18 protein-coding genes are annotated in these 21,801 nt (G+C 37.4%); 4 read left to right on the top strand and 14 right to left on the bottom strand.

The window, feature by feature from the left end:
• Positions 1–4: 4 nt before the first annotated feature.
• Complete coding sequence (locus AC4D4A_RS11665; protein WP_490996064.1) at positions 5–397, top strand: SA1362 family protein; 393 nt, start codon at positions 5–7, stop codon at positions 395–397.
• Positions 398–541: 144 nt separating this feature from the next.
• Here AC4D4A_RS11665 and AC4D4A_RS11660 read toward each other — a convergent pair whose 3' ends face one another.
• The 9 genes from AC4D4A_RS11660 to AC4D4A_RS11620 all read right to left on the bottom strand — a co-directional run bounded on the left by AC4D4A_RS11660 (position 542) and on the right by AC4D4A_RS11620 (position 11,806).
• Positions 542–1,150: a hypothetical protein gene (locus tag AC4D4A_RS11660; protein ID WP_490996063.1), complete on the bottom strand. Its 609-nt coding sequence runs from the start codon at positions 1,148–1,150 to the stop codon at positions 542–544.
• Entirely contained in the window at positions 1,150–1,767 is a 618-nt protein-coding gene (locus tag AC4D4A_RS11655; RefSeq protein ID WP_490996062.1) for a phosphate starvation-inducible protein PhoH, read from the bottom strand. Before AC4D4A_RS11655 ends, AC4D4A_RS11660 begins: the two co-directional genes overlap by 1 nt.
• A gap of 281 nt (positions 1,768–2,048) precedes the next feature.
• Positions 2,049–2,837: an ABC transporter ATP-binding protein gene (locus AC4D4A_RS11650; RefSeq protein ID WP_490996061.1), complete on the bottom strand. Its 789-nt coding sequence runs from the start codon at positions 2,835–2,837 to the stop codon at positions 2,049–2,051.
• Positions 2,838–4,331: an ATP-binding cassette domain-containing protein gene (locus AC4D4A_RS11645; protein ID WP_490996060.1), complete on the bottom strand. Its 1,494-nt coding sequence runs from the start codon at positions 4,329–4,331 to the stop codon at positions 2,838–2,840.
• Positions 4,312–5,199 (bottom strand): ABC transporter permease, encoded by an 888-nt coding sequence (locus tag AC4D4A_RS11640; RefSeq protein WP_490996059.1) that lies wholly within the window; start codon positions 5,197–5,199, stop codon positions 4,312–4,314. The genes AC4D4A_RS11645 and AC4D4A_RS11640 overlap by 20 nt, the downstream gene beginning before the upstream one ends.
• A gap of 91 nt (positions 5,200–5,290) precedes the next feature.
• Entirely contained in the window at positions 5,291–6,874 is a 1,584-nt protein-coding gene (locus tag AC4D4A_RS11635) for an ABC transporter substrate-binding protein (RefSeq protein WP_490996058.1), read from the bottom strand.
• A 298-nt stretch (positions 6,875–7,172) separates the two neighbouring features.
• On the bottom strand, positions 7,173–8,069 hold the full coding sequence (locus tag AC4D4A_RS11630) for a patatin-like phospholipase family protein (RefSeq protein ID WP_490996057.1): 897 nt from the start codon (positions 8,067–8,069) through the stop codon (positions 7,173–7,175).
• A 60-nt stretch (positions 8,070–8,129) separates the two neighbouring features.
• Entirely contained in the window at positions 8,130–9,158 is a 1,029-nt protein-coding gene (splB, locus tag AC4D4A_RS11625) for a spore photoproduct lyase (RefSeq protein WP_066105011.1), read from the bottom strand.
• Between the two features lie 95 nt (positions 9,159–9,253).
• The gene (locus tag AC4D4A_RS11620; protein WP_490996056.1) at positions 9,254–11,806 is read right to left on the bottom strand and encodes a vitamin B12-dependent ribonucleotide reductase; all 2,553 of its coding nucleotides are present in this window, start codon (positions 11,804–11,806) and stop codon (positions 9,254–9,256) included.
• 614 nt (positions 11,807–12,420) lie between these two features.
• On the opposite strand from AC4D4A_RS11620, the gene AC4D4A_RS11615 reads away from it, so the two are divergent.
• A complete protein-coding gene (locus tag AC4D4A_RS11615; protein ID WP_490996055.1) occupies positions 12,421–12,804 on the top strand; it encodes a rhodanese-like domain-containing protein in 384 nt (127 codons plus the stop codon).
• Positions 12,805–12,859: 55 nt separating this feature from the next.
• On the opposite strand, the gene AC4D4A_RS11610 is transcribed toward AC4D4A_RS11615, so the two are convergent.
• Both AC4D4A_RS11610 and AC4D4A_RS11605 read right to left on the bottom strand, forming a co-directional pair.
• Positions 12,860–13,474 carry a DUF1836 domain-containing protein gene (locus tag AC4D4A_RS11610; protein WP_490996054.1) on the bottom strand — a complete coding sequence of 205 codons (615 nt, stop codon included), beginning with the start codon at positions 13,472–13,474 and terminating at the stop codon, positions 12,860–12,862.
• Positions 13,475–13,562: 88 nt separating this feature from the next.
• Positions 13,563–14,234, bottom strand: a complete 672-nt coding sequence (locus AC4D4A_RS11605) for an NAD(P)H-binding protein (protein ID WP_490996053.1) — start codon at positions 14,232–14,234, stop codon at positions 13,563–13,565.
• A gap of 117 nt (positions 14,235–14,351) precedes the next feature.
• On the opposite strand from AC4D4A_RS11605, the gene AC4D4A_RS11600 reads away from it, so the two are divergent.
• Positions 14,352–14,477 (top strand): DUF4023 domain-containing protein, encoded by a 126-nt coding sequence (locus AC4D4A_RS11600; protein ID WP_077248062.1) that lies wholly within the window; start codon positions 14,352–14,354, stop codon positions 14,475–14,477.
• A gap of 662 nt (positions 14,478–15,139) precedes the next feature.
• On the opposite strand, the gene AC4D4A_RS11595 is transcribed toward AC4D4A_RS11600, so the two are convergent.
• Positions 15,140–16,225 carry a DNA/RNA non-specific endonuclease gene (locus AC4D4A_RS11595; RefSeq protein WP_490996319.1) on the bottom strand — a complete coding sequence of 362 codons (1,086 nt, stop codon included), beginning with the start codon at positions 16,223–16,225 and terminating at the stop codon, positions 15,140–15,142.
• A 1,131-nt stretch (positions 16,226–17,356) separates the two neighbouring features.
• On the bottom strand, positions 17,357–18,364 hold the full coding sequence (locus tag AC4D4A_RS11590; RefSeq protein ID WP_490996052.1) for an NAD-dependent epimerase/dehydratase family protein: 1,008 nt from the start codon (positions 18,362–18,364) through the stop codon (positions 17,357–17,359).
• Between the two features lie 528 nt (positions 18,365–18,892).
• On the opposite strand from AC4D4A_RS11590, the gene AC4D4A_RS11585 reads away from it, so the two are divergent.
• The gene (locus tag AC4D4A_RS11585; protein WP_490996051.1) at positions 18,893–19,510 is read left to right on the top strand and encodes a DUF7010 family protein; all 618 of its coding nucleotides are present in this window, start codon (positions 18,893–18,895) and stop codon (positions 19,508–19,510) included.
• Positions 19,511–19,727: 217 nt separating this feature from the next.
• On the opposite strand, the gene AC4D4A_RS11580 is transcribed toward AC4D4A_RS11585, so the two are convergent.
• Complete coding sequence (locus AC4D4A_RS11580) at positions 19,728–21,764, bottom strand: Na+/H+ antiporter (RefSeq protein ID WP_490996050.1); 2,037 nt, start codon at positions 21,762–21,764, stop codon at positions 19,728–19,730.
• Between the last annotated feature and the right edge of the window lie 37 nt (positions 21,765–21,801).

The following is a 21,801-nucleotide window of genomic DNA, read 5'->3' as shown; positions in this document are numbered from 1 at the left end:
TTCTGTGAATCGTAAGAATTCGATGATTTTTATTTATATCCTTCTTGGTTTCGCAGCTTTGGGGTTGATTTCAACTTTGATAAATAACCCGTTCCAACTAATCAAAAACGTACTCATTGGAGCCGCTGTTGTTGGGTTGATTTATTTTGTTTTTACACGATTCAGGAATGGTAACTCGGGTGGAGAATATCAGGCATACAGGAAAACAGCCCGAAAAACAATTAAGAAGAAACGTAAACATGAAATGATTAAAACAAAAAGAAGCAAACATAATACACATGGATTAACCGTCATTTCTAAAGAACAACTAATTAACAGACCTAAGAAAAAGTCAGATGTCAAACTGACTGTCATAGAAGGAAAGAAAGCACGTAAAAAAAACCGGGCCCTTTTTTAAAGAGTTCGGTTTTTTTATAGTTTCTTTAAAGAGCAATATATGATTGAAACTTTAACCTTATTTCACTAAGGGGTAAAATTAGAATAATAAGCTAGGGTGATTATAAAAAAGGATAATCCAACTTACAGATTATCCTAAATTGACTTATTTAAATTCTCCACGATATAACCATGGAAAAAGGCCGTCTAAAAATCGTTCAGTTGCCGGCATAAAATAAGAACCATAATGATAGTCAGGATCAAGGGTTGTAATAATCCAAGTGCCTTTCGTTGATTGTTCATCTATATACAGTACAGATCCACCATCTTCTGTAGCTATAAGAGTAATAGCATGCTCAGGCGGCCAAAATACTCCGTGTTGATGCCATGTTGAATCCTCGAGCGTAATATACTTAAAAAATTCATGGTCATCATTTTTAGTAACTAACCCACTATTTGAGTTTTCTTCAAGCCACCACCAAAAATTTGTCTGGCGTTCTTCCCATTTTTGATTAGGGAGCCATTCCCATGGCTGTGGACCCATAGCCACAATAATACCGCCCTGATCTGCAAACTCATAGAACTTCTCTTTATTATCAAGCAGTATTTGACCATTTAATTGAGAAGGAACAATCAACACATCAAATCCTGTTAAATCAAAATCTTTCAATTCAAGCTGATAAATAAGAGAGTCTATGAATTGCGCATACTTTGGCTCATGAAACGTTCTATAATGCGGGGCATGCCCTCCATAAATCACAGCTATTTTTCTCATTATGCCTCAACTCCTTTGGTGCGTACTAATTCTTTCTTAAGTACCTCTATAAATTGAGGAGTTATTTGGTTTGTTGTGTTTTTCCGCTGACCATATCCTAATAAACTCCTGCCAGCATGAACAATAACTGTCCCATTCGTTGTTTCACGATCAATGTACGTAATAGCCTTACCATCTGTAAATGTTAGGCAAATCTCCGCATGTTTCGGTGGCAAATAAAAACCTCTTGCAAAGAAACCTGCAACGCCCTTCGTATATACCATATCCTCTACTTTTACACCTTTAAAAATCGGTGAATTTTCAGGAACCTCTACTAGGTAATCCTGATAGCCGCGAACCTTCTTCGGCATCATTGGTATACAGCCAGGCAGCCAAGCTCTAAATAAGTGACCACAAAAGACAACAATCTTTCCTTCGTTTAAAAATTGCTCTATTTTTTCTTTATGTTTATACAAATACTCCTGATCTGCAAAATCAGTAATAACCAAAACATTGTATGGATCCAATTCTATGTTTGCAAACTCGTACTCCATTAATTTAGTATGCTGACCGGATGATGCATCTGCTTTATAACCAAATGCGTGATTCGGACATAACTCTAGTATTCTAAGTTCCATTGTATACCCTCCTTGAAATCTAGCTTCAGGGCCTAGCCGCTCGAGGTCGTAAGAATAGCCACTACGGGTGACAACAACACTCTCCCTGCGTGCCTCTTCTTACGCTTGTCGCGGCTGAGCAAGGCCCTTCAGCTTTTTATGTAATCTAGCTTCAACAGCTAGAAGCTCAGGATGTAGGTCATGAAGACGTTGCCACACGACGTGGCGCTTTTAGTCTTCGTTCCTTAAATCAGTCGTTTCAGCTTTTTATGTAATCTAGCTTCGACTCCTAGGAGCTTGAGTCATAAGCAAATACTCTGCGGGGAAGAACTTTCCCTTCGAGTATTCGTCTTATGCTCTTCGCTCCTGTTCAGTCGTCTCAGCTTTTTGTTTTCAAAGTAGTAGCATGCTTCTACTAATTTTTTTGTATATGGATGTGTTGATTGGTATAGAACTTGAGATGGGGGTCCGCTTTCGACAATGGTTCCTGACTCAAGTACCATCATTCGATCTGCTACATTACCGACAGACTGAATTCGGTGCGTAATGTATAAAACTGACATATGAAATTCAACCTGAAATTTCTTTAAAAGGTTGATGATTAACTTTTCTGTTTGCGGATCAAGGGCAGATGTTATTTCATCAGCTATTAAAAGCTTAGGATTCATTAATAATGCTCTAATAATAGCCAATCTCTGCTTTTGCCCTCCGGAACATTGGCTTGGTTTTTTTGCTAATAATTCCGTAGGCAAGTCTGCCTTTGCCATTAATTCTTTTATTTTCTTTTTTATTAATTCTGGCTTTTCTTTTTTAAGGACAAGCGGTTCCATTAAACTTTTCTCCATTGTCCAAAACGGGTTAAAGGAACGCTCAGGATTTTGGTAAATATATTGAATCGTACAACATGGCTCTTTTTCGACAAGACCGCTTGTCGGTGACTGAATCCCCATAATGATTTCAGCCATTGTAGATTTACCCGATCCTGATTCTCCTATCAAACAAATAAATTCATTGCACAAAATCTCATAATTGATTCCCCGAAGCACAGCCTGATTTTGGTAGCTTTTATTTACATCTTGAACTCTTAACATTTATTGCACTTCCTTCATCAGTTGTTTATTACTTAAACTAAAAATCCGATCCGAGATTGCATACGCTACATCTAAATCATGCGTGATAAATAATAGACTGATCCCATGTGAACGGACTTTTTCCTCCAAGAGTTCTACTATTTCTTTTTTCAATATAGGATCCAGCGCACTTGTGCATTCATCTGCAATCACAAAAGCTGGTTTATTTACCAAAGAGAGTGCGATTAGAGCCCGGCTCAACATGCCGCCTGAGCACTCATGCGGATACTTGTCCAAAATGTTTTTATTTAACGCGACTTCCTCAACACTCTTCTCAGCTTCCACAAGACTTATACCGGTTTCTAAAAACTGTTCTTTTAATTTTAATACTGGATTAAATGCCGCCCGTGCATCCTGATAGATAAATGAGCATGTTTTCCAATAGTGCTTTTCCCTAAAGGATTTCCCTCGAACAGATTCACCGTCATATGTAACATCGCCAACCCAGTTCTCAGCCGGCAATAATCCGTACAAAGCTCTGGCTATCGTTGTTTTTCCACTGCCTGAAGGCCCTATCAAACTCACAATCTCTCCTCTTTTGATCGTAAACTCGATATTTTCAACAATAGTTTTTCCATCGTAGTTGACTGATTCCAAATAGCAGTATAAATCCCTGGGTTTATCACCAGCAGCTAGTGTGACTGGCTGTTTTTTTTCTTTTCGTGGTCTTATCTGTTTATCTTCCAATAAGAAAGCAAGCGAAACCGATGTGATGAGCAGCATAATCACTGGCGGCAATACAATCCATGTCCATTGGCCAGTTAAGAAAATAGATGTTTGTGAGAAAGCGGTATTTAACATGCTTCCCCAAGTTATCACATTCGGGTCACCTAAACCTAAGAATGCTAAACCTGCTTCTGTCAAAACAGCAGATTGAAATGTCATCACAAATTTAGTCTTTATAATTGGCCGTAATTGTGGCAAAATATGAGATTTCAATACATAAAAAGAACTGCCACCAAACAGCGCCGATGCTTTTACAAATTCTCTTTCTTTTAAAGTTAAAACAGAGGATCGAATAATTCTCATATAACCCGGCCACGATAATAGACTTAAAATGATAACAAGCTGAATTACGCCTGAACCCGTAAAAGCAACAACCAATAATATCAAAAGCAAATTTGGAAGCACTAATAAAATATTGGCCAGCCCGTTAATGAATTTATCGAATTTTGGCAAATATCCTGCTGCCAGTCCCAGCAATACACTTAAAACTGTCGAACAAAGAGCAATACAAAGTCCAATTAAGACACTCGTACGTGTACCATATAATAATTGGCTAAATATATCCTGACCTAAACGGTTTGTACCCAGCCAATGCTCAGGTGAAGGTGATTCAAACAATCCTCCGCTATAATCCATTGCTGAATAAGGAGAAAGTAATGGACCAAACAATGCCAACAGCATGACCAAGGCTAAACAAAGTAAGGGGAACTTATAGAACTTTTTCAACATGTTTGCCCCCTCTAACGCGTGGATCTAATTTAGGATAAATAGAATCTGCCAGTGCATTGCAAATCAAAATCATAACAGCAAATAATAAAAACAGACCATGCATCAATGGGTAATCCCGTGAAAGAATGGACTCTTTTAATAACTGTCCAATTCCCGGATAAGAAAATAACGCCTCTACAAAAATTGCTCCTGTAAAGGTGTAGCCAATTCTTATCATAATCAGAGTAAATATAGGTATTAAAACATTTTTAAACGTATGTCTGAATACTAAACGGATTTCCCTGACGCCCTTCATCTTGGCAAATTCAATGTAAGGTGAGGAAGCTACCTGAATCGTTTCATTACGCACGAGTAAGTAGATCCTTGTCAGGCTTACCATGGTTAATGTTACTATTGGCAAAATGGCATACTTAGCAGCATCTTTAAATTTCCCCCACATTGATTCGCTGTCCATAAACGGTGTATGTGCTCCGCTCATTGGAAGCATATCCAGCATTACTCCAAACACAATAAGCAATAGCATACCGAATAAAAATTCGGGTAAAGCGCCAACCGCAAGCATTGTTGACATAAATGTTTTATCACCTTTTTTATGATGAATCCAACCTGATAACAGTCCTAAAAAAATACCAATTACAATGGATAGAACAGAAGAAATTCCGACAATCCATAGCGTGTAAGAAATATGATCCATTATGATATCATTAACAGGCAATTTATAAGTATATGAAAATCCAAAATCAAACTGTACGATGCCAACTACATAATCAAGAAATTGTTCGGCCAATGAATCATTCAGCCCATAATATTCAATCATTGAATTCTTTTGTTGCTCTGTTAAGGTTGCACCGCTTTCCTGCCCCTCCAAATATTCAAGAGGTCCCCCCGGCATTAGTCGAGGGAGGAAAAAGTTTAAAAGAATCAAGATAAGAAGAAGAGAACCGTACAGCTTAAAAATTTTAATCATATTCAATAAACGCTGCCTTGTTATCTGTTAATGGGATTCCATCTGAAATACCACCATATGTGTTAAACCATCCATCAAATTCAGTAGCATCATAAACAAAGTAGAACGGGCGATGGTAAATCACTAATGTAGGCAGCTCTTCAGCTAAAATATCCTGCATGGAATTAACTGTTTCGTTACGCTCTTCCCCTTCTTGAGACAGTTGTTTACTAGCCAACTCGTTAAACTCTTGATGATTGAATACAGCATTGCCAGCATATGCATTGCTTGCCTGACCAGAGAACCATAAGCGGAGGAAATCAGGATCCCCACTTAATCCAATGTGCCCTGTTAAAGCCATATCATATTTCCCTTCACTCATAGCAGTTGTAAAAGTAGCTGTATCTACTGTTTGAATTTGCAATTTCACCCCTACATCAGCAAGCATTGATTTCATTAACTCGGCTTCCTGAGGAGTAGAAGAAACCAGAAGTTTTAAGCTAAGCTCTTTTCGAACACCATTTTTATTTTTTTCATATCCCAGTGAATCCAACATTACATTTGCTCGATCCACATCATAGTCATATTTTTTTACCTCTTCATTAAACCAATCCGAATCAGGTGGAATTACCCCTCCGCTACCAACAATGGTTTTGGAATTCCCCAATACTTTTTCTGCTATTTCACCTCGATTAAGTGCATAGGCAATTGCTTGACGAAGCCTTTTATCACTTAACTGTTCATTTTCCAAATTAAAAACAATACGAACTGCGCTTCCTGTTGGATTGCTTTGAAGTGCTTTAAACCCTTGTTCTTCCATTTGCTTCACTTCTGTATAGTTATGCGTCATGCCCCCGGTTATTTCGCCTTTTTGCAGGGAAAGCATTTTATTCTCTACATTCAAATATTGAACTTCCTTAACCGTCACATCACCTTTGAAATAATCCTCATTTGCCAGGTAACGATAATTACCAGTCGAGCTGTTATAGCTATCAAGAACATATGGACCTGTACCGATTAATGCATTTTCTTCCGTATATTCCATTGGATTTTCGATTTCTGACCAGATATGCTCTGGCAGAATTGGAAGGATTCCAGCAATTTCAGTGATAAACGGGGAATACTTCTCGGTCAATGTGATTGCAACTTTATGATTAGAAATTTTCTTTAGTGAAGCTATTTTAGACATATCTGCATTCCACTGGAACGCATGTTTTTTAAAATAGTTATATGAAAAGACAACATCATCTGCGGTTAATGATTCTCCATCATGAAACTGCACATCTTTTTCTAAATTAAACGTATATGTTAGCTTGTCCTCAGATACTTCCCAGGAAGATGCCAGCCAAGGAATTACCCCTGTATCATCCTTCCAAGTAAGCGAGTCAAAAATGAAACTGCTCCGCAAGTATCCTCCGGGTCCATTTGAGGTAAATGTAAATGGAGATGGGAACCCACTATCTGCCCATGCAATTTTCACGGTCTTATTTTTTTCAGATTCCATTGAATCTGTATTTGTATTTGGTGAAGAGCCACCACCTGAACATCCTGCGAGCAGGATGAATAATGATAGTAGTAAAAATGAAATCCTTTTCATCCATACAACTCCCTTTCAACGTATGATGGTTATTATCATATAACAGTTGATAATGATTATCAATATCATTATTTTAAAAAATTGTAATCGTTTCATAAATAAGAAAAATGTCCTACACCAAATACAATTTACAATGGAAAATATTACAAATATAGATTAAAGCTTTTTTAATTATCTCTCAAAATTATTATATCAACATATTCTTAGCGTTTATAATTTAAGGGCCACTCTTTTTGACACAAAAAAAGCACCCTACTATTAGTAGATGCTACAAAGTGTACTTATTTTTTGTTTTATATCATCTGATTCGGTAAACCCAATCCTTAAGGAAATGCTTAGCCGCTTCTTTGCCTTGATCAATTAATACCAGTCGCTGATTATCGGAAATAGAAAACTCTATAAATCCAGCCTCTTTAATTGGTATAAACACAATGTTTTTAACGAATTTTCTTGAAATATATCTGGCATCATGAGCATTCCTCATCGTTTCAAATAAAGATGTAAAAAGTTCAATTGCATTAGTAATATCACGCTCATGGACCATTGCCTGTTGCTTTTCAGGTACCAGCCTTAATCCCAGCACCGGTCTCTCAGCGATAACGTTTTCCTGATCAAACAGCCACATAGGAAAATTACTTAAAACCCCTCCATCTACTATAATTCTCTTTTCCCCTACTGTTCGAAGCGTAATCGGCTGAAAGAAAAAGGGGACAGAGCAGCTCATACGAATCGCTTTCGCCACTGAAAACTGATTGGGGTTTATATTATATTTCGGCAGATCATCCGGCAAAACGATCAGTCTTCCATTTGTAAGATCCGATGCAATAACCCTTAATTGCTTATCAGCTAAATCGGCAAATGTCCTAATATTTTTCCTAGCCAACACCTCTTTAATCCATAGCTCTAGGGCATCCCCTTTGTAAAGTCCCATACTCCAATATAATTTAAGCCATTTGGCTAATGGAAAGCGTTTGTTTTTTTTCGTTTCCAACAGCTTCGTTAATTTAACGCTTTTCATAATTTCATTAATTTCACTCCCTGAATACCCCGCTGCAATAAACCCGGCAATGATTGCTCCTGCACTTGTTCCGGCTAACCTCTTAAACCGGTATCCCTGCTCTTCTAATTCAATTACTGCTCCAATAAGAGCAAACCCCTTTATGCCTCCTCCGGAAAACACTCCGTCAATAAACAAAATAAACCCCTCCCCCTTACTTACTCATTTTTAATCTGGGAGAGAGAGGTTTAGAACATATTAAGTAAAGTATTGTATTTCTGCATTCGGAAAGAATTCTTTGATGGAATTTTCTATATGAGTTTTCAAAGCATTCGCTTCTTCATCAGGATAGACATATTTCCCTATACCGTATTTACCCCATTTATACTTACGCTTCGTTTCATCCATCTCAAGCTTTGTCTTAGGATAACGTGCTTGAATAACTTTTTTTGCTGGCTTTGTAAAGCGATGCTGGATGAGCTCAAAGCTGATTTTCATCATGGACAGCTCTTCACCTAACGCATGCCTCAAACGATCAAATAATTCGTAATATCCTTCTTCCCAGCCTTCATGCATATATATCGGAGCGACTATAAACCCAAGATGATATCCGGCTGCTGCCACTTTTCGAGCAGCCTCCAAACGTTCATCAAACGAAGAAGTTCCTGGCTCAAAATTTTTTATAACATAACGGGAGTTAATGGAGAAACGGAAACTGGTTTTCCCATTATGTCTGGCATCGAGCAAATGATCGACATGATGAAATTTAGTTACAAATCGTAATCTCCCATATTCAGTACTGCCGATAAAATTAATCGTTTCCTTTAAGGAATGCGTGAGATGATCAATACCTACTATATCAGACGTACACGCTGCCTCAAATCGCGTGATTTCCGGCGCTCTCTGTTCCATATATTTACTTGCCTGCTCAAATATCTCTTCTAGATTCACATACACTCTAATATAAGGCTTACTGCCAAGGGTTGTTTGTAAATAACAATAATGGCAATGCCCCATACATCCTGTAGCCAGCGGAATCGCATACTCTGCAGAAGGCTTTGATGTATCAAATTTTAATGTTTTCCGTATTCCTATCACCATCGTGGATTTGGCTATTCGATATTTTTGCAGTTCATTATCACCTGGCAAATCACGAATCTGATTGTGGGATGTGGTTTGCCTAATTTCCACTGGCAGGCTCTGAAATTTTTCATATAAAGCCTTTCCTAACGGATATTCCAATGCTTTAGGTTCAAAATAAACTAATTGAGGAATAAATGGTTTCATGTTTTTCACCTACTTAACAAGTAGTGTATACAGAAATAAAAAAAAGGATGGCGTTAATCTTTACCATCCTTTTATCATTTATATCAATTTTTTATTTACAATCCACATTTAAGCTGAGCACCGCAGTTCGTACACGTATTACATCCACCAAGTTCTTCTACTTTACCTTGACGGCAAACCGGACAAGTATTTCCAACTTCGCTACCAATCGTTACACTTGTTGATTCAAGTGCATCAATTGTGTCGACAAGAACAACATGCTGCTTCGTATGTTGCGGCTGAGTGGGTTGATCCGTATCGTTTTCAGCCTTTAACGTTAATACCTGTGTATCACGACTTCCATCTACGTATACAGTACCGCCCTTAGCTCCGCCTTTATATAGACGCTCATACACTCGCTCTACCTGTTCAACGGAATATCCTTTCGGCGCATTTACCGTTTTACTGATGGAGCTATCGATCCAACGTTGGATAATGCATTGTACATCAGCATGTTTCTCAGGAGTTAAATCCATTGCAGAAATAAACCAAGAAGGTAGATTATTGCTATCTGCATTAGGATTGCGACGTAAATATTCTTCTACTATATCAGCTTTCACTTCAATAAATTTACCCAAACGTCCACTTCTGAAATATGTGAATGAGAAGTATGGCTCAAGACCTGTAGAAACACCTACCATTGTACCGGTGCTTCCAGTAGGAGCAACTGTTAATAGATGTGAGTTACGGATACCATATTTCATAATTCCTTCACGAATATGTTCAGGCATTTTTTTCATATACCCTGTATTAATAAAACGTGTGCGTAATTCTTTCGTTTCTTCCTCGGATTCACCGACTAAGAATGGGAAGCTGCCTTTTTCTTTCGCGATTTCAATAGATTCCTCATATGCTGCAGTTGCAATTGTTTCAAATACACGATCAACAAGCTTATTTCCTTCTTCAGAACCATATTCTTTTTCACAATAAATAAGCATATCATGCAGACCCATTACACCTAGGCCAACACGTCTTTCCCCTAGAGCCTGTTTTTTATTGGCTTCAAGGAAGTATGGAGTTGCGTTAATGACATTATCCTGCATGCGCACGCCCACTTTTACCGTTTGTTTCAGTTTCTCCAAATCCACTTGTTTGCGATCTTTATCTGTCATTTCAGCCAGATTGACAGCAGCCAAGTTACATACAGAATAAGGAGCCAATGGCTGTTCCCCACATGGGTTCGTCGCAACTACTTTTTGACCGTACGCTTTAGCGTTTGTCATATCGTTTGCATTATCGATAAAGAAAATGCCCGGCTCCGCAGAATAAGTCGCACAAATATTGATTAAATTCCATAACTCGCGCGCTTTAATTTTACGATATACACGCACGGCATAGCCTAGTTTTTCCCATTCGCGTACATCACCGCAATCAGCCCATTTTTCATTATAGGCTTTCATATCAACTTCATTATAGGACTCAACATCCGGGAATCGAAGTTCATATTCTCCGTCATTTTCTACAGCTTCCATAAATTCTTTTGTTAAGCACACTGAAATATTGGCACCTGTTAAAAAGTCTGGATTATGAACAGTATCATTTCCACCAGCAGCAAGTTTTTCTTCTGCTTCTTTAATGATTGCCTCATTAAATCCGCCAAATCCAGAAATGTTTTTATAATTGACTATGCCTTGATACATGGCTTCCTCTTGCATGGTAAGCGGAGTGAATTTTAATTTTTCAGATGCATGTTTACGAATTACTTCATCCTCGCTGACTTCCATTAAAAAGCGCAAAATTTTAGGGTTTTGCATTTTTGAGATGATAAATTCTACGATATCCGGATGCCAATCAGACAGCATAATCATTTGAGCGCCACGACGGGAACCACCCTGTTCAACCAGGTGAGTTAATTTTGCAATATCATCCAACCAGGATACTGCTCCTGAGGATTTTCCGTTTACACCGCGAGCAAGCGTATTTCTTGGACGTAATGTCGAACCATTTGTACCGACACCGCCTCCGCGGCTCATGATTTCCATCACATGTTTGCGATGTTCAGAAATTCCTTCACGGCTATCATTAATAAATGGCATTACATAGCAGTTAAAGTAGGTTACTTCGGTTTCAGAGCCGGCTCCATAGAGTACACGTCCTGCCGGGATAAAGTTCGTTTGGACCAATTCATTATAAAACTTATCAAACCATTCCTTGCGTTTCTCTTCCGTTTCTTCAACTTCAGCCAGACCGCGTGCATTCCGTTTTGCAATCTGTTCATAATATATTTCAAGCGGTTTTTCAATCACGTCGAGTGACTTACAAATCAGACCGGTTTTAATTTCATCATGCTTGTCCAAGGAGGAGCGGAATTCTTCTTCAACCAATACATGTGCTTTCTTGGCTTCCCAATCAATATGTTGGATGTACCCAAGTCCACGGGCAGGAAATTTCGGATCTTCTTTAATGGTAAGTACTACAAAATCTCCATCACTAAGTGTCAATTTTTCCGTATCTTTGAAGGAATAGCGATCTATCATCACAAGCCTTGAAACACCCTTATACGTCTTATTCATGTCTGGAGTAATAGGAAAAACTTGTGGAAATAGGGCTATATCTTTATTTAACCTTTCGACATTTATAGACAACTTGCGATTTGTTACAGTAGGCAATTTGATCTCTCCTTCAACCAATAATATAATCTCTTTTTTATTTATCTTTGTTAAGTTCTTAAATGAATATCTCTACGTTATCATAGCCTACATATTAATTCAACATATAGTATTTGTATTTTTATAATTCATACCACATATAGTATTTGGAGCACCTTCTATCAAAATTGTCAATTCTTATAATTTTACAAAAAATAAAGAAAATCAAAGAATTAATCTTCTTTTCACCTATTTTTGAACCAAAACAAACAAAATCTCAGCTTGCATATTACTAAGCTTAACTATGCTTCATATAACAGCGTTTTTGCATTTTCGACACAAATATTTTTTCTTAAAAATTAAAATTTTGTCCATAATGCACGATACTTGATTTATAGTCGTTTGTAAACTTATTGTCCTTTCAAATAAAGCAAAACTATATAGATATAACCGTTATCTTGGTTTCTAAACCACTGACCAATTCAGCTTGCAGGTAGACAGGTATAATATCCATCCTGGATGCCTATAATTTTTTAACTACAAATTCGTAAACTATTACCAGAAAATTTTTTTGCCAGACAAATATACGAACTGTATAATAGAAAAGTGAACAGAAAGAGAAAGTGGGGATTGAATTGCCAAAGTCATTAATCGTATTAATTGTACTGGCTGTATTGATCATTGGATATTCCATCTACAGTTGGTTCTCCAGCAAAAAAATGGTTACGACATTGTCCCAAGAGGACTTTAAAGCTGGCTATCGAAAAGCTCAGTTAATAGATGTTCGTGAGCAAAAAGAATTTGATGGCGGACATATTTTAGGCGCCCGTAACATACCTTCTACCCAATTGAAAATGCGAATGAAGGAACTCCGCAAAGACAAACCTGTTTATCTATATTGTCAAAGCGGAATGAGAAGCACACGAGCAGCTCAGATGCTATATAAAAAAGGCTATCGTGAACTTTATCAACTCGAAGGCGGCTTCAAGCAATGGAAGGGTAAAATTAAATCCAAATAAAACCAAAGAGCCAATGCAGGATGCACTTGGCTCTTTATAATTAAATGGATATTTTTTAAGATTTCGTTTTATTACTACTGTTAAATTCGCTGTTAAATTCATCTACCAGATTCTCTGCTGCTTTTTTATATAGCTGGCTCATATGAGAAAGGGAAGCAATCATTAATAATTTCTCAAAATATTCAACATCGCCATTGAACTCATCCAGATTGCCACCTAAATGTACCCCTTCTTCTTTTGCCTCAGAGATACTCTCCAGAATGTCTTCTTTAAATTTATGAGCATTATGATCAGTCAGGCGCAGAAAGCTGGAATATAGTTCATCAAGCTGCAAGTCTTCCTCTACTATCTTAGTGTTCAAAGGTCCAAGAATCGTTTTAATGTCACTTATAGACAATGTCCCTTTTAACTGATAAATCAAGCTGATTACTATTAAATGCCGCTTGGAATATTTTTTATTTTTAATAGGAAAAAATACTTTACCCTTGGCATAATTATTGATCATCGTCTTAGTTAAAACTTTTTCATCATCATTCCGCTTAGACATTTTGAATTTACTCTCGAATAATTGAATGACTTGATCCATATATAAATCAATGTCTGGTATATCCTCTAATGTGATTTTATCTTGCAATCCCAGTTGATTGATAAGTTCTTCATTGTTTTTCATTTTGTAACCTCTGTTTACTAATAGTAATTTCTATTATACATTAACCAATCAAATACTGTAAGGATGAGGATTTTTTAGACTTTTATCATTAATTGGAATGCTTGGCAATCTGCTCTATCTCATAGGAAGCAACCAAATTTATGCCCTTATTATCCTGCAGCGTACAGATATACATAGCCTGTGCTAGCACTTTTCCTTGTACTGGCTTATATTTCTTAAGAGGCCCTTTGAATACAAACGGGCAAACTTTACTTACTGAAGCTGCCAATCCCTCTCCCAGTCTGAATTCCTGCCTATCCCCCAATAAAAGTGATGGCCTAAAAATGGTCAGACTGTTTAATTGAAGCTGTTTTAATGCAGTCTCCAGTTGCCCTTTTGTTTTGCTGTAAAATACATGGGATTTTTCATCAGCACCCATTGCAGAAATAATTAAGAATTGACGAACATGGTGCTGTTTAGCATTCTCTGCAAGCATCAAAGGGTATGTATAATCGACTTTCCTAAAGGCTTCTTTTGTCTTTGCTTTCTTAATGGTTGTACCCAAACAGCAGAAAATACAATCGACATCACTTGGTAGTGGTTCCCGATCCAGTTGTTCAAAATCTGGAAAACTCTCTCTAAGCTTTGAATGTTGAATACCCATGCTTGTCCTTACCCATACAATTACCTTCGCAAATTCATTTGAATCCAAAAGTGTTGTCACCAATTCTCTACCAACTAATCCGGTTGCCCCAATTACTAATCCTACTTTACCGGTCATCTAATTCCTCCATAACCCTTATTTTCATTTCCTCTATTATAATCTATTTTCATCATGCATGAATTCCATTAAGATTGAGAAAATAACTATAAATCCATAAGAGGGAGGATGAAATATATGAAAGAAGAAAGCACTCATGAATTTGTAGAAAATTTGCATGAAAAGCAACAAAAGGCTGAAAAGAACCAAGCTAAACAAGGATACGGACGTCCAAGCAAAAAACTTCCTAATAAACAGCATTAATATCTTGTAAATGTATGCCATGAGTAATTTTCCTCATGGCTTTTTACTGATTTACCTACTTTTCGGCTTCACTTCTGGCTACTCCTATTAATGGTAGCATTTCCTCGAAAAATCAATACTTTCATTCGCATAGATATCCCTGTTAAATATATAACTACTTAAAAAATCTAACGTTGCCCATTCTTATTCACATTGCAGGTTAGTGGAATTAGACAACCTTATATATTCATATCTTAGGAAAAATTGATTTGGGTGTGATTGAAGAATATGAATACACATAATCAAGTTGTTTTCTATACGATTAGGTGGTCTACCATTAAAAAATTTTTAGTACTAGATTTTATAACAGGCACAGGTATTTATTATGCATTTAAAATTATTTCATCCAGCGTTTTAGTTGGTGTTTTAGGAAGTATTATTTGTACCGAAGGGATTAAACGGTTACCTGGCAAACTAATGCGTTGATTGGAAAGGGTTAAGAATCATTTTACTGTTCGTAAAGATTCTAGCTAGTTATTATGTTTTTAATATAAAAATAGCCCCACCAAAAAGGAATTAGCTTTTTTGTTATTGGACTAACGCTCTTTCAGTTTAAGTAATTTTTATCACAGACAGAACCCTCCTATTGACTAGGAGGGCTTTTATTCCTATAGTCTAGATGCCTACTCACCTACCATCCCATCACCATCGTTATCACGCATATAAGGATACAACCAATGGTCACTCGTTATAGGCATACTAAAACCTGCATCTTTTGCTTCTTTAATCGTCACTTCACCATTACCGTTCGTATCGACACTAGAAATGTTTCCGCCTCTATTTGAACTGGTTGAGTTTTTACTTGAACTGGTTGGGTTTTTACTTGAACTGGTTGATTTAGAAGACTTGCTTTCTGTTAAACCAAGTGATTTGTTTACTTCATCCGGGTTAACATTGTCAAATTTATCAACAACTTTATTGCCCTTGATGGTATACGTATACTTATAGCTTGAAGGAACCTGTGTTTTTGTATTCGGATAGGTGATAATTGCTTCAAAATTTGTCGCACCACCTGCATCACGAATCACTTTTTCCATGTATGCTTGGTCACCATACCTGTTCAATGTGCTTTCTTGTGGGGTAATATTATAAGCATTCGATACCCCTCCTAAAGAGTCCGCTATGATATGTCCTTCATCAAAATTATCACTTTCAACACCCGGAACTTTTGCCTCATCAGAGTAGTATCTACCAGACGATGTTACAGGCTCGCTACTGTCATCTTGTAGAATAATCTCGTCCGCAATGACACGTACTAGTTGCCCGTATTCATTAGTAAACGCCCAATATTTACGATTCCCATAGCCGATATCCACAACAACATTAGGTTCACGATAACCAGATAAATCGCCACCATCAACTTTGATAAGTTTGTACCCTGAGAACTGTGTCTCCTCTTTTTTCTTAGCCTCCGCTTCCGCCTTTGCCTTAGCTTCTGCTTCCGCCTTTGCCTTAGCCTCTGCTTCTTCCTTTGCCTTAGCCTCTGCTTCTTCCTTTGCCTTAGCCTCCGCTTCCGCCTTTGCCTTAGCCTCTGCTTCTTCCTTTGCCTTAGCCTCCGCTTCTTCCTTTGCCTTAGCCTCCGCTTCCGCCTTTGCCTTAGCCTCTACTTCCGCCTTTGCCTTAGCCTCTGCTTCCGCCTTCGCCTCAGCCTCTGCTTCCGCCTTCGCCTCAGCCTCTGCTTCTTCCTTCGCTTTAGTTTTTTCTTCCACTGCTTTAACCGTTCCTACTTCTTGCTGTTGCTCTACCTGTGCGCTACTACCAGCAAACTCTTCTAATGGAGCAATTATTGAACTTAAAGTAATACATAGTATCGCTGCAGCGCCAAAAATCATTACTACATGCAATTTAGTCCTTTTGGCTTCAGGAGCTCTCTTCAAAACATAGCTCGGTTTAATTAAGCCCACAAATAAAGCTGTGATAGATACTAGAAATAGGATAAGAAGCAAACTATCAATTACTGAAGGTGACAGTATCCCAATAAAAGATACTGCTATTGCGCCCCCAAAAACCCGCCACACATATGACTTATTTCTTTTAGTTTCAGGAAGCCATGAAAGAACAACGTTTGGATCCTTCAAACCCACGATTAGACCCAGAAAAGATATTAATAACAGTCCAACCAACAAAGCCATCTTTCTTCCTCCTTCTATTTTTGTAATTAATATTGAAAACAAATAGGCTTTTATAATTGCTCATATTCTTATTTACCACTTTGCAATCCGAACTCAATCTAGATATTATTTCCATATAGTAATAAAGAGGGAAAATCAAAGAAGAGGCATTCAAAATAAATACAAAGGTTTACGTTTTGAGGTCTCTTCTAAAAATACTCTGTAGTAATAGCCTTTTTGATATCATAAATGGCATAAAGATAAAAAAACACGCCTTAAAACGGCGTGTTTTCTTTATTGTAAATTTCACTTCTTCTTTAACTAATCCTCCAATAATTTATTAATGCTATCTGCAACCAACTAAGTTCGTTCTTTACACTCCCTCCAAGTAGCATATAGCTTCATTTTTTATACAAGATCTCAGTTCACCTAGCCCTATATATATCTATATAAAAGTAGGGGGTAACAGTCAGCGGAGGAAATCCATATCAATCCCACATCGCGTATATCCTACCCTGGATACTGATACCTTATAAAAGTTCAACCAGAAAGTTCTGGCTGAACTATATCATATGAACCTTACCAACTTTCCCTTCCATACGAAAACCACAATCTTTACGAAACAGCCTTTTGTTAAGGTTCTTTATAGTGACCCATTAACTTTTTCATAACAAAAAGGAAGGATACAAAGCTACCCTTCCTTTATATATATTTTTCTCTCATGTAGATTTATTCAGCTTTCATATCAACTGCTTTTTTTCCTTCCAATATATCCAGACTTAACTGAACTGATTCTCCGATGGCCTTTTCTATATCATCTGGTTGTACACCAAAGTGGTCAACAATTGTCTTTTTATCAATGAAAAGATTTTTAGTAAAGATTTTTGCAAATTCAGCCGTATCCAATCCCTGTTCTATTCCCGTACTCTTTTGTTTTTCTGCTTTCGCCTTCATCGCTTCAATATAATTAGAGGCAGGAATTGTTATGATTTCTTTATCTGGTGTTCCCATGTATTTATGGAAGATGGTCAGCATTTCTTTCCACTCCATATTATAATAGCCGACCGGGTAATTACCTGTCTTCCCATATATTAAGGCACCAGAAATGCACTCCCCGATCTGCTTCGCTGTCACCATGGTTGTTCCTCCTTCAGGATACATGACAGCTTCTCTCATATTTTGAATCTGTTCAACAAGGAACACCCAAACAGGCTTACGTCCCTGCTGGCTTCCAAAGACATATGGAACCTCCAAAACGGCTACACTCATATCATCATCCCCGAAGGATAAAGCCATATTAGCCTGATCTACACGGCTTCTTATATATGGATGGTGCTTAGTCAGTTCATACTCGGGTAGTTCTCTATTAAAATAAGCAAAATATGAACCCAGTACAACTGAATGTTTGACACCGCATTCCTTTGCTATTCTTAAGAGCCGTTCTAATGGTGTAATATTATATTTTTCAAAAAATGAATAGATTGGTGATGGTGCCTCTATTCTTTCATCTACACCTGCCGCAAAAACAAATCCGTCACAGCCTGTTAAATATTTACGAATCTCATCATCTGTCAATGTTAAATAATTTCCCAAAGTTATCTCCATTTCTTCAGGAAGGTTACTGCCTTCAGGGATGGGTGGCAGTGACAATGTTGCCACTTCATGCCCTTGTTCAATTAATACCCTTGCTCCTTCAGCTCCTAATAAGCCCGTACCGCCAATCATAAATACTTTCATGTTGGTTGCCTCCTCCGTTTCATTCTTCTAAATTTTATCATTTTACATAGTGGTATATTTGACCAAAATTGTATTTTATGTGAAAGCTTATACTCACATTTCCCTTTACCTTAAAATGGTAAACAAAAAAAGCTCACAGGTAGAACGCTAATAGATTCCGTTTTGATGTGCTTTTTGAGTAATGACACTAGAAATGACGTATGAATCGTCATACGTCATTTTCCTTATTTATTAATGTTTTTAGCCTATTTTATCGTTTTTGACATAGCAATTGACATTATATTTTATATTGGACAATAACGGCACTGTTAAAATGCACTGCCATTATTGTTGTCAATTTTATTGTCACTTTAACTTCCAGTATTATCCTTCTTATTCAACTAAGGACCAGAATAGTTCTGTAAATTGCCTAAATGAATATAACTATAACAAGGAATATAGGATTTTTCCGAATGGACTAAACCAAATAACAATGTAGGATAATATGCGGTTGTAATGAACACATATTTTGAATGGAGGTTCTTATTTGTGACACAAACGTCAAAAGCTATTCCTGGTGCTGTAGTACGAGGAACTGCATCTGGTGTATTTTTTATGGCTTTTTTCGGTACTCTATGGGCATACACAGGGATTATGGGACTACAAGGATGGGGAGTTCAATTATTGATTGGTGTAGCTGTTACCATAGGTATGGTGCTGTTCATCGGCGGTGTTTCATTAATGCGCGCATCTCGAGAAGTGACAAATCAGGTTTCAAAAGCAGACTTAGGGCGTGGAAAGCGTACAAGGTTTTGGTTTAACATTATTTTTGCGACAGAGGGTTTGGCTATAGCAATTACGATTGCTGTCAGTAACGCTACTAATCACTCCGAACTTATACCTGTCGTTATCGCTATTATTGTCGGTGCTCATTTTCTCCCATTGGCCTCTCTTTTCCAAGTCAGACTCTATTATTTTACAGGTACACTCCTTTGTTTACTTGCTATTATTACATTACTGTTTGTACCTGAGAAAGTCACACTGGGAGAACAACAAATCAATGCGTTTATGTCTGTAGTAGGATTTGGCTCTGCCTTAATCTTATGGGGAACTGGTGTTGCAATATGGCTTATAGGTAGAAGGTTGCTAGGTATCGTCCCAAAATAAATATCACAATTGTACACTAAACTAAAAACAGAGTAACTTCCTTCTCCAACTATGGACTTTAGTTAAAGAAGAATGGGGTATTTACAACAAAAGAAAACTCGCCATTTTTATGAGCGAGTTTTCTTTATTTTATATCATTTACGATATCAAAAGGACTGACGTTTCTGAGCATTTTTTTAGAAAAGAACCTCTCCCTTTAGTAGAACACCTGCCAAGCCTATTCCTCAATTTCCTGAAGCATAACACTCTCCACATAATTCACAAATCGACGTAAATCCTGAGCCAGTTCACGATTTATTTGGCCTTCTTCATACATTCGCTGAATGTCAGCTCGTTCAGCTTCAATAGCTTTGAAACGTAATTCTTCTTTTTGCTGATCCTTCATACTATTATTTGAACGGGCATTATTTGGTTGCTTCAGTTTATCAATAATTCTTTGATACTCATAAATGATCGATGAAACATGTGAATTGTTCGTTTCCTCCACATATTTTTCTAGACTTTCAATGGCAGCTTTTGTCGCCTGAATCTGAATATCTCGCATATCATTTAACAAGACTGCTGTCTTTTCGTTTTCCTTGGTTATCACACGCTTATATTGCTTATACTTCCTATATAATTGACCAAAAAGAGTCGTTATTTTGGACATGAAATTCTCTGTGAGTAAATTTTCTCTTATATCCAAGGACTTCTCGAGTCTTTTCACGATCTCTTCACTTACAGAACCATCAGCAGCAGCCTCCTGGATATAATGTCTTTCTGCTCTTAAACCAACTAAGCGAGCCTCTATTCTCTCTTTTTGCGATACCTTAATAAATTCTAAATCCTTATTTTCATAGCGAATTTGCTCAATCATCTTTTTATATTCACCAATTAACTCATAACCAGCGGATTGATTCTCCGGCTCTAGTTCTTCTTCAATCCGCTTTATGGCAGTCCTCAATATCTTTAATTTCATCTGAGCATCTAAAAACTCTTTCTCTTCATCACTCTCTGGTTCAATGGCTTTTTTACTGATCAAAGGCAATAGAATAGTCGCAGCTAAAAGAGTAAATAAAATAACACCGCCTGCTATAAATACAATTAGAGAACGTTCAGGAAATAAATCTCCAGTTGCTACAAAGTATGGCATTGACAATACACCTGCCATCGTTATTGCACCGCGTACGCCGGTCAATCCGGTTAGAAGGGCCACTTTCCAGCTGGGCTTTGATTGTTCTTTGCGGTTAGTTATGTAATAACCCATGCTTAAGAAGCAGTAGGACCAAACAATTCGGATAATCATGATAGCCAAACCAATCGCCAGGACATAACCGAGCACAAGCCAATTGCTGATTAGAGGATTCTCTACCGTTGCTCTCATAGAAGAAGGCAAACTCAAGCCCAATAATAAAAACACCACTCCATTGAGTACAAACAAGATGATCGACCACATATTCTCAGTGACCACCTGTTCCTCCGCACTTTTCATTCCAGTCTTTTCACTTAAACTGGAATGAACAATACCTGCAGCTACTACAGCAATTACACCAGAGGCGTGCAGGACTTCTTCTGAAACAATATAAACAATAAATGGCGTGACAAATTGCAGCAAAGAATAAAAGGTAACATCCTGGATCCCCTGTCTTCTTAGTGAATAACGGATTAGAATAGCTAATAATCCGAGGATAATACCAGCAATCGCACCAACAATGACCACATAAACAAAATCGGCAGCTGCCTCCTGTAATGAAAAATAACCTGTTACAACCGCAGCAACTGCATAATTAAAGGCAATTAAACCAGACGCATCATTAATCAACGATTCGCCTCGAACAAGACGTAAAATAATCGTCGGTAAGTAAATCCTTTCGGCAATACCGTTCACCGCTACTGGATCCGTTGGAGAAAGGATAGCTGCTAAAGCAAAAGCAGCGGCCAACGGAATACTGGGAATAAGCCAGTTAATAAAATACCCACCAATTATAGTCGTTAAAAAAACAAGAATAAATGCATTGGCCAATATTGGCCAGCGCATTTTCCATAAATCATCGCGTGGAAATCGACGTCCATCATTAAATAATAGTGGTGCAATAAATAGGAGCAAAAACCATTCCGCTTTTAACTCAAATGATAGATCCTGTATGAATAAAGCAAATAAAATCCCCAAAGCTATTTGAGTTAAAGCCGTAGGGATGGATGGAATATAGTGGCTAATAATATTCGATATTAAAAGCATCACTAAAAGCAATATAATTGATAAAAGTAAATCCATTATTCTCCCTCTAACTCGATATTATTAATGTTTACAT

The organism is Pradoshia sp. Z5_111 (genome assembly GCF_058267535.1).
This window is presented reverse-complemented; position numbering and strand designations above follow the sequence as displayed.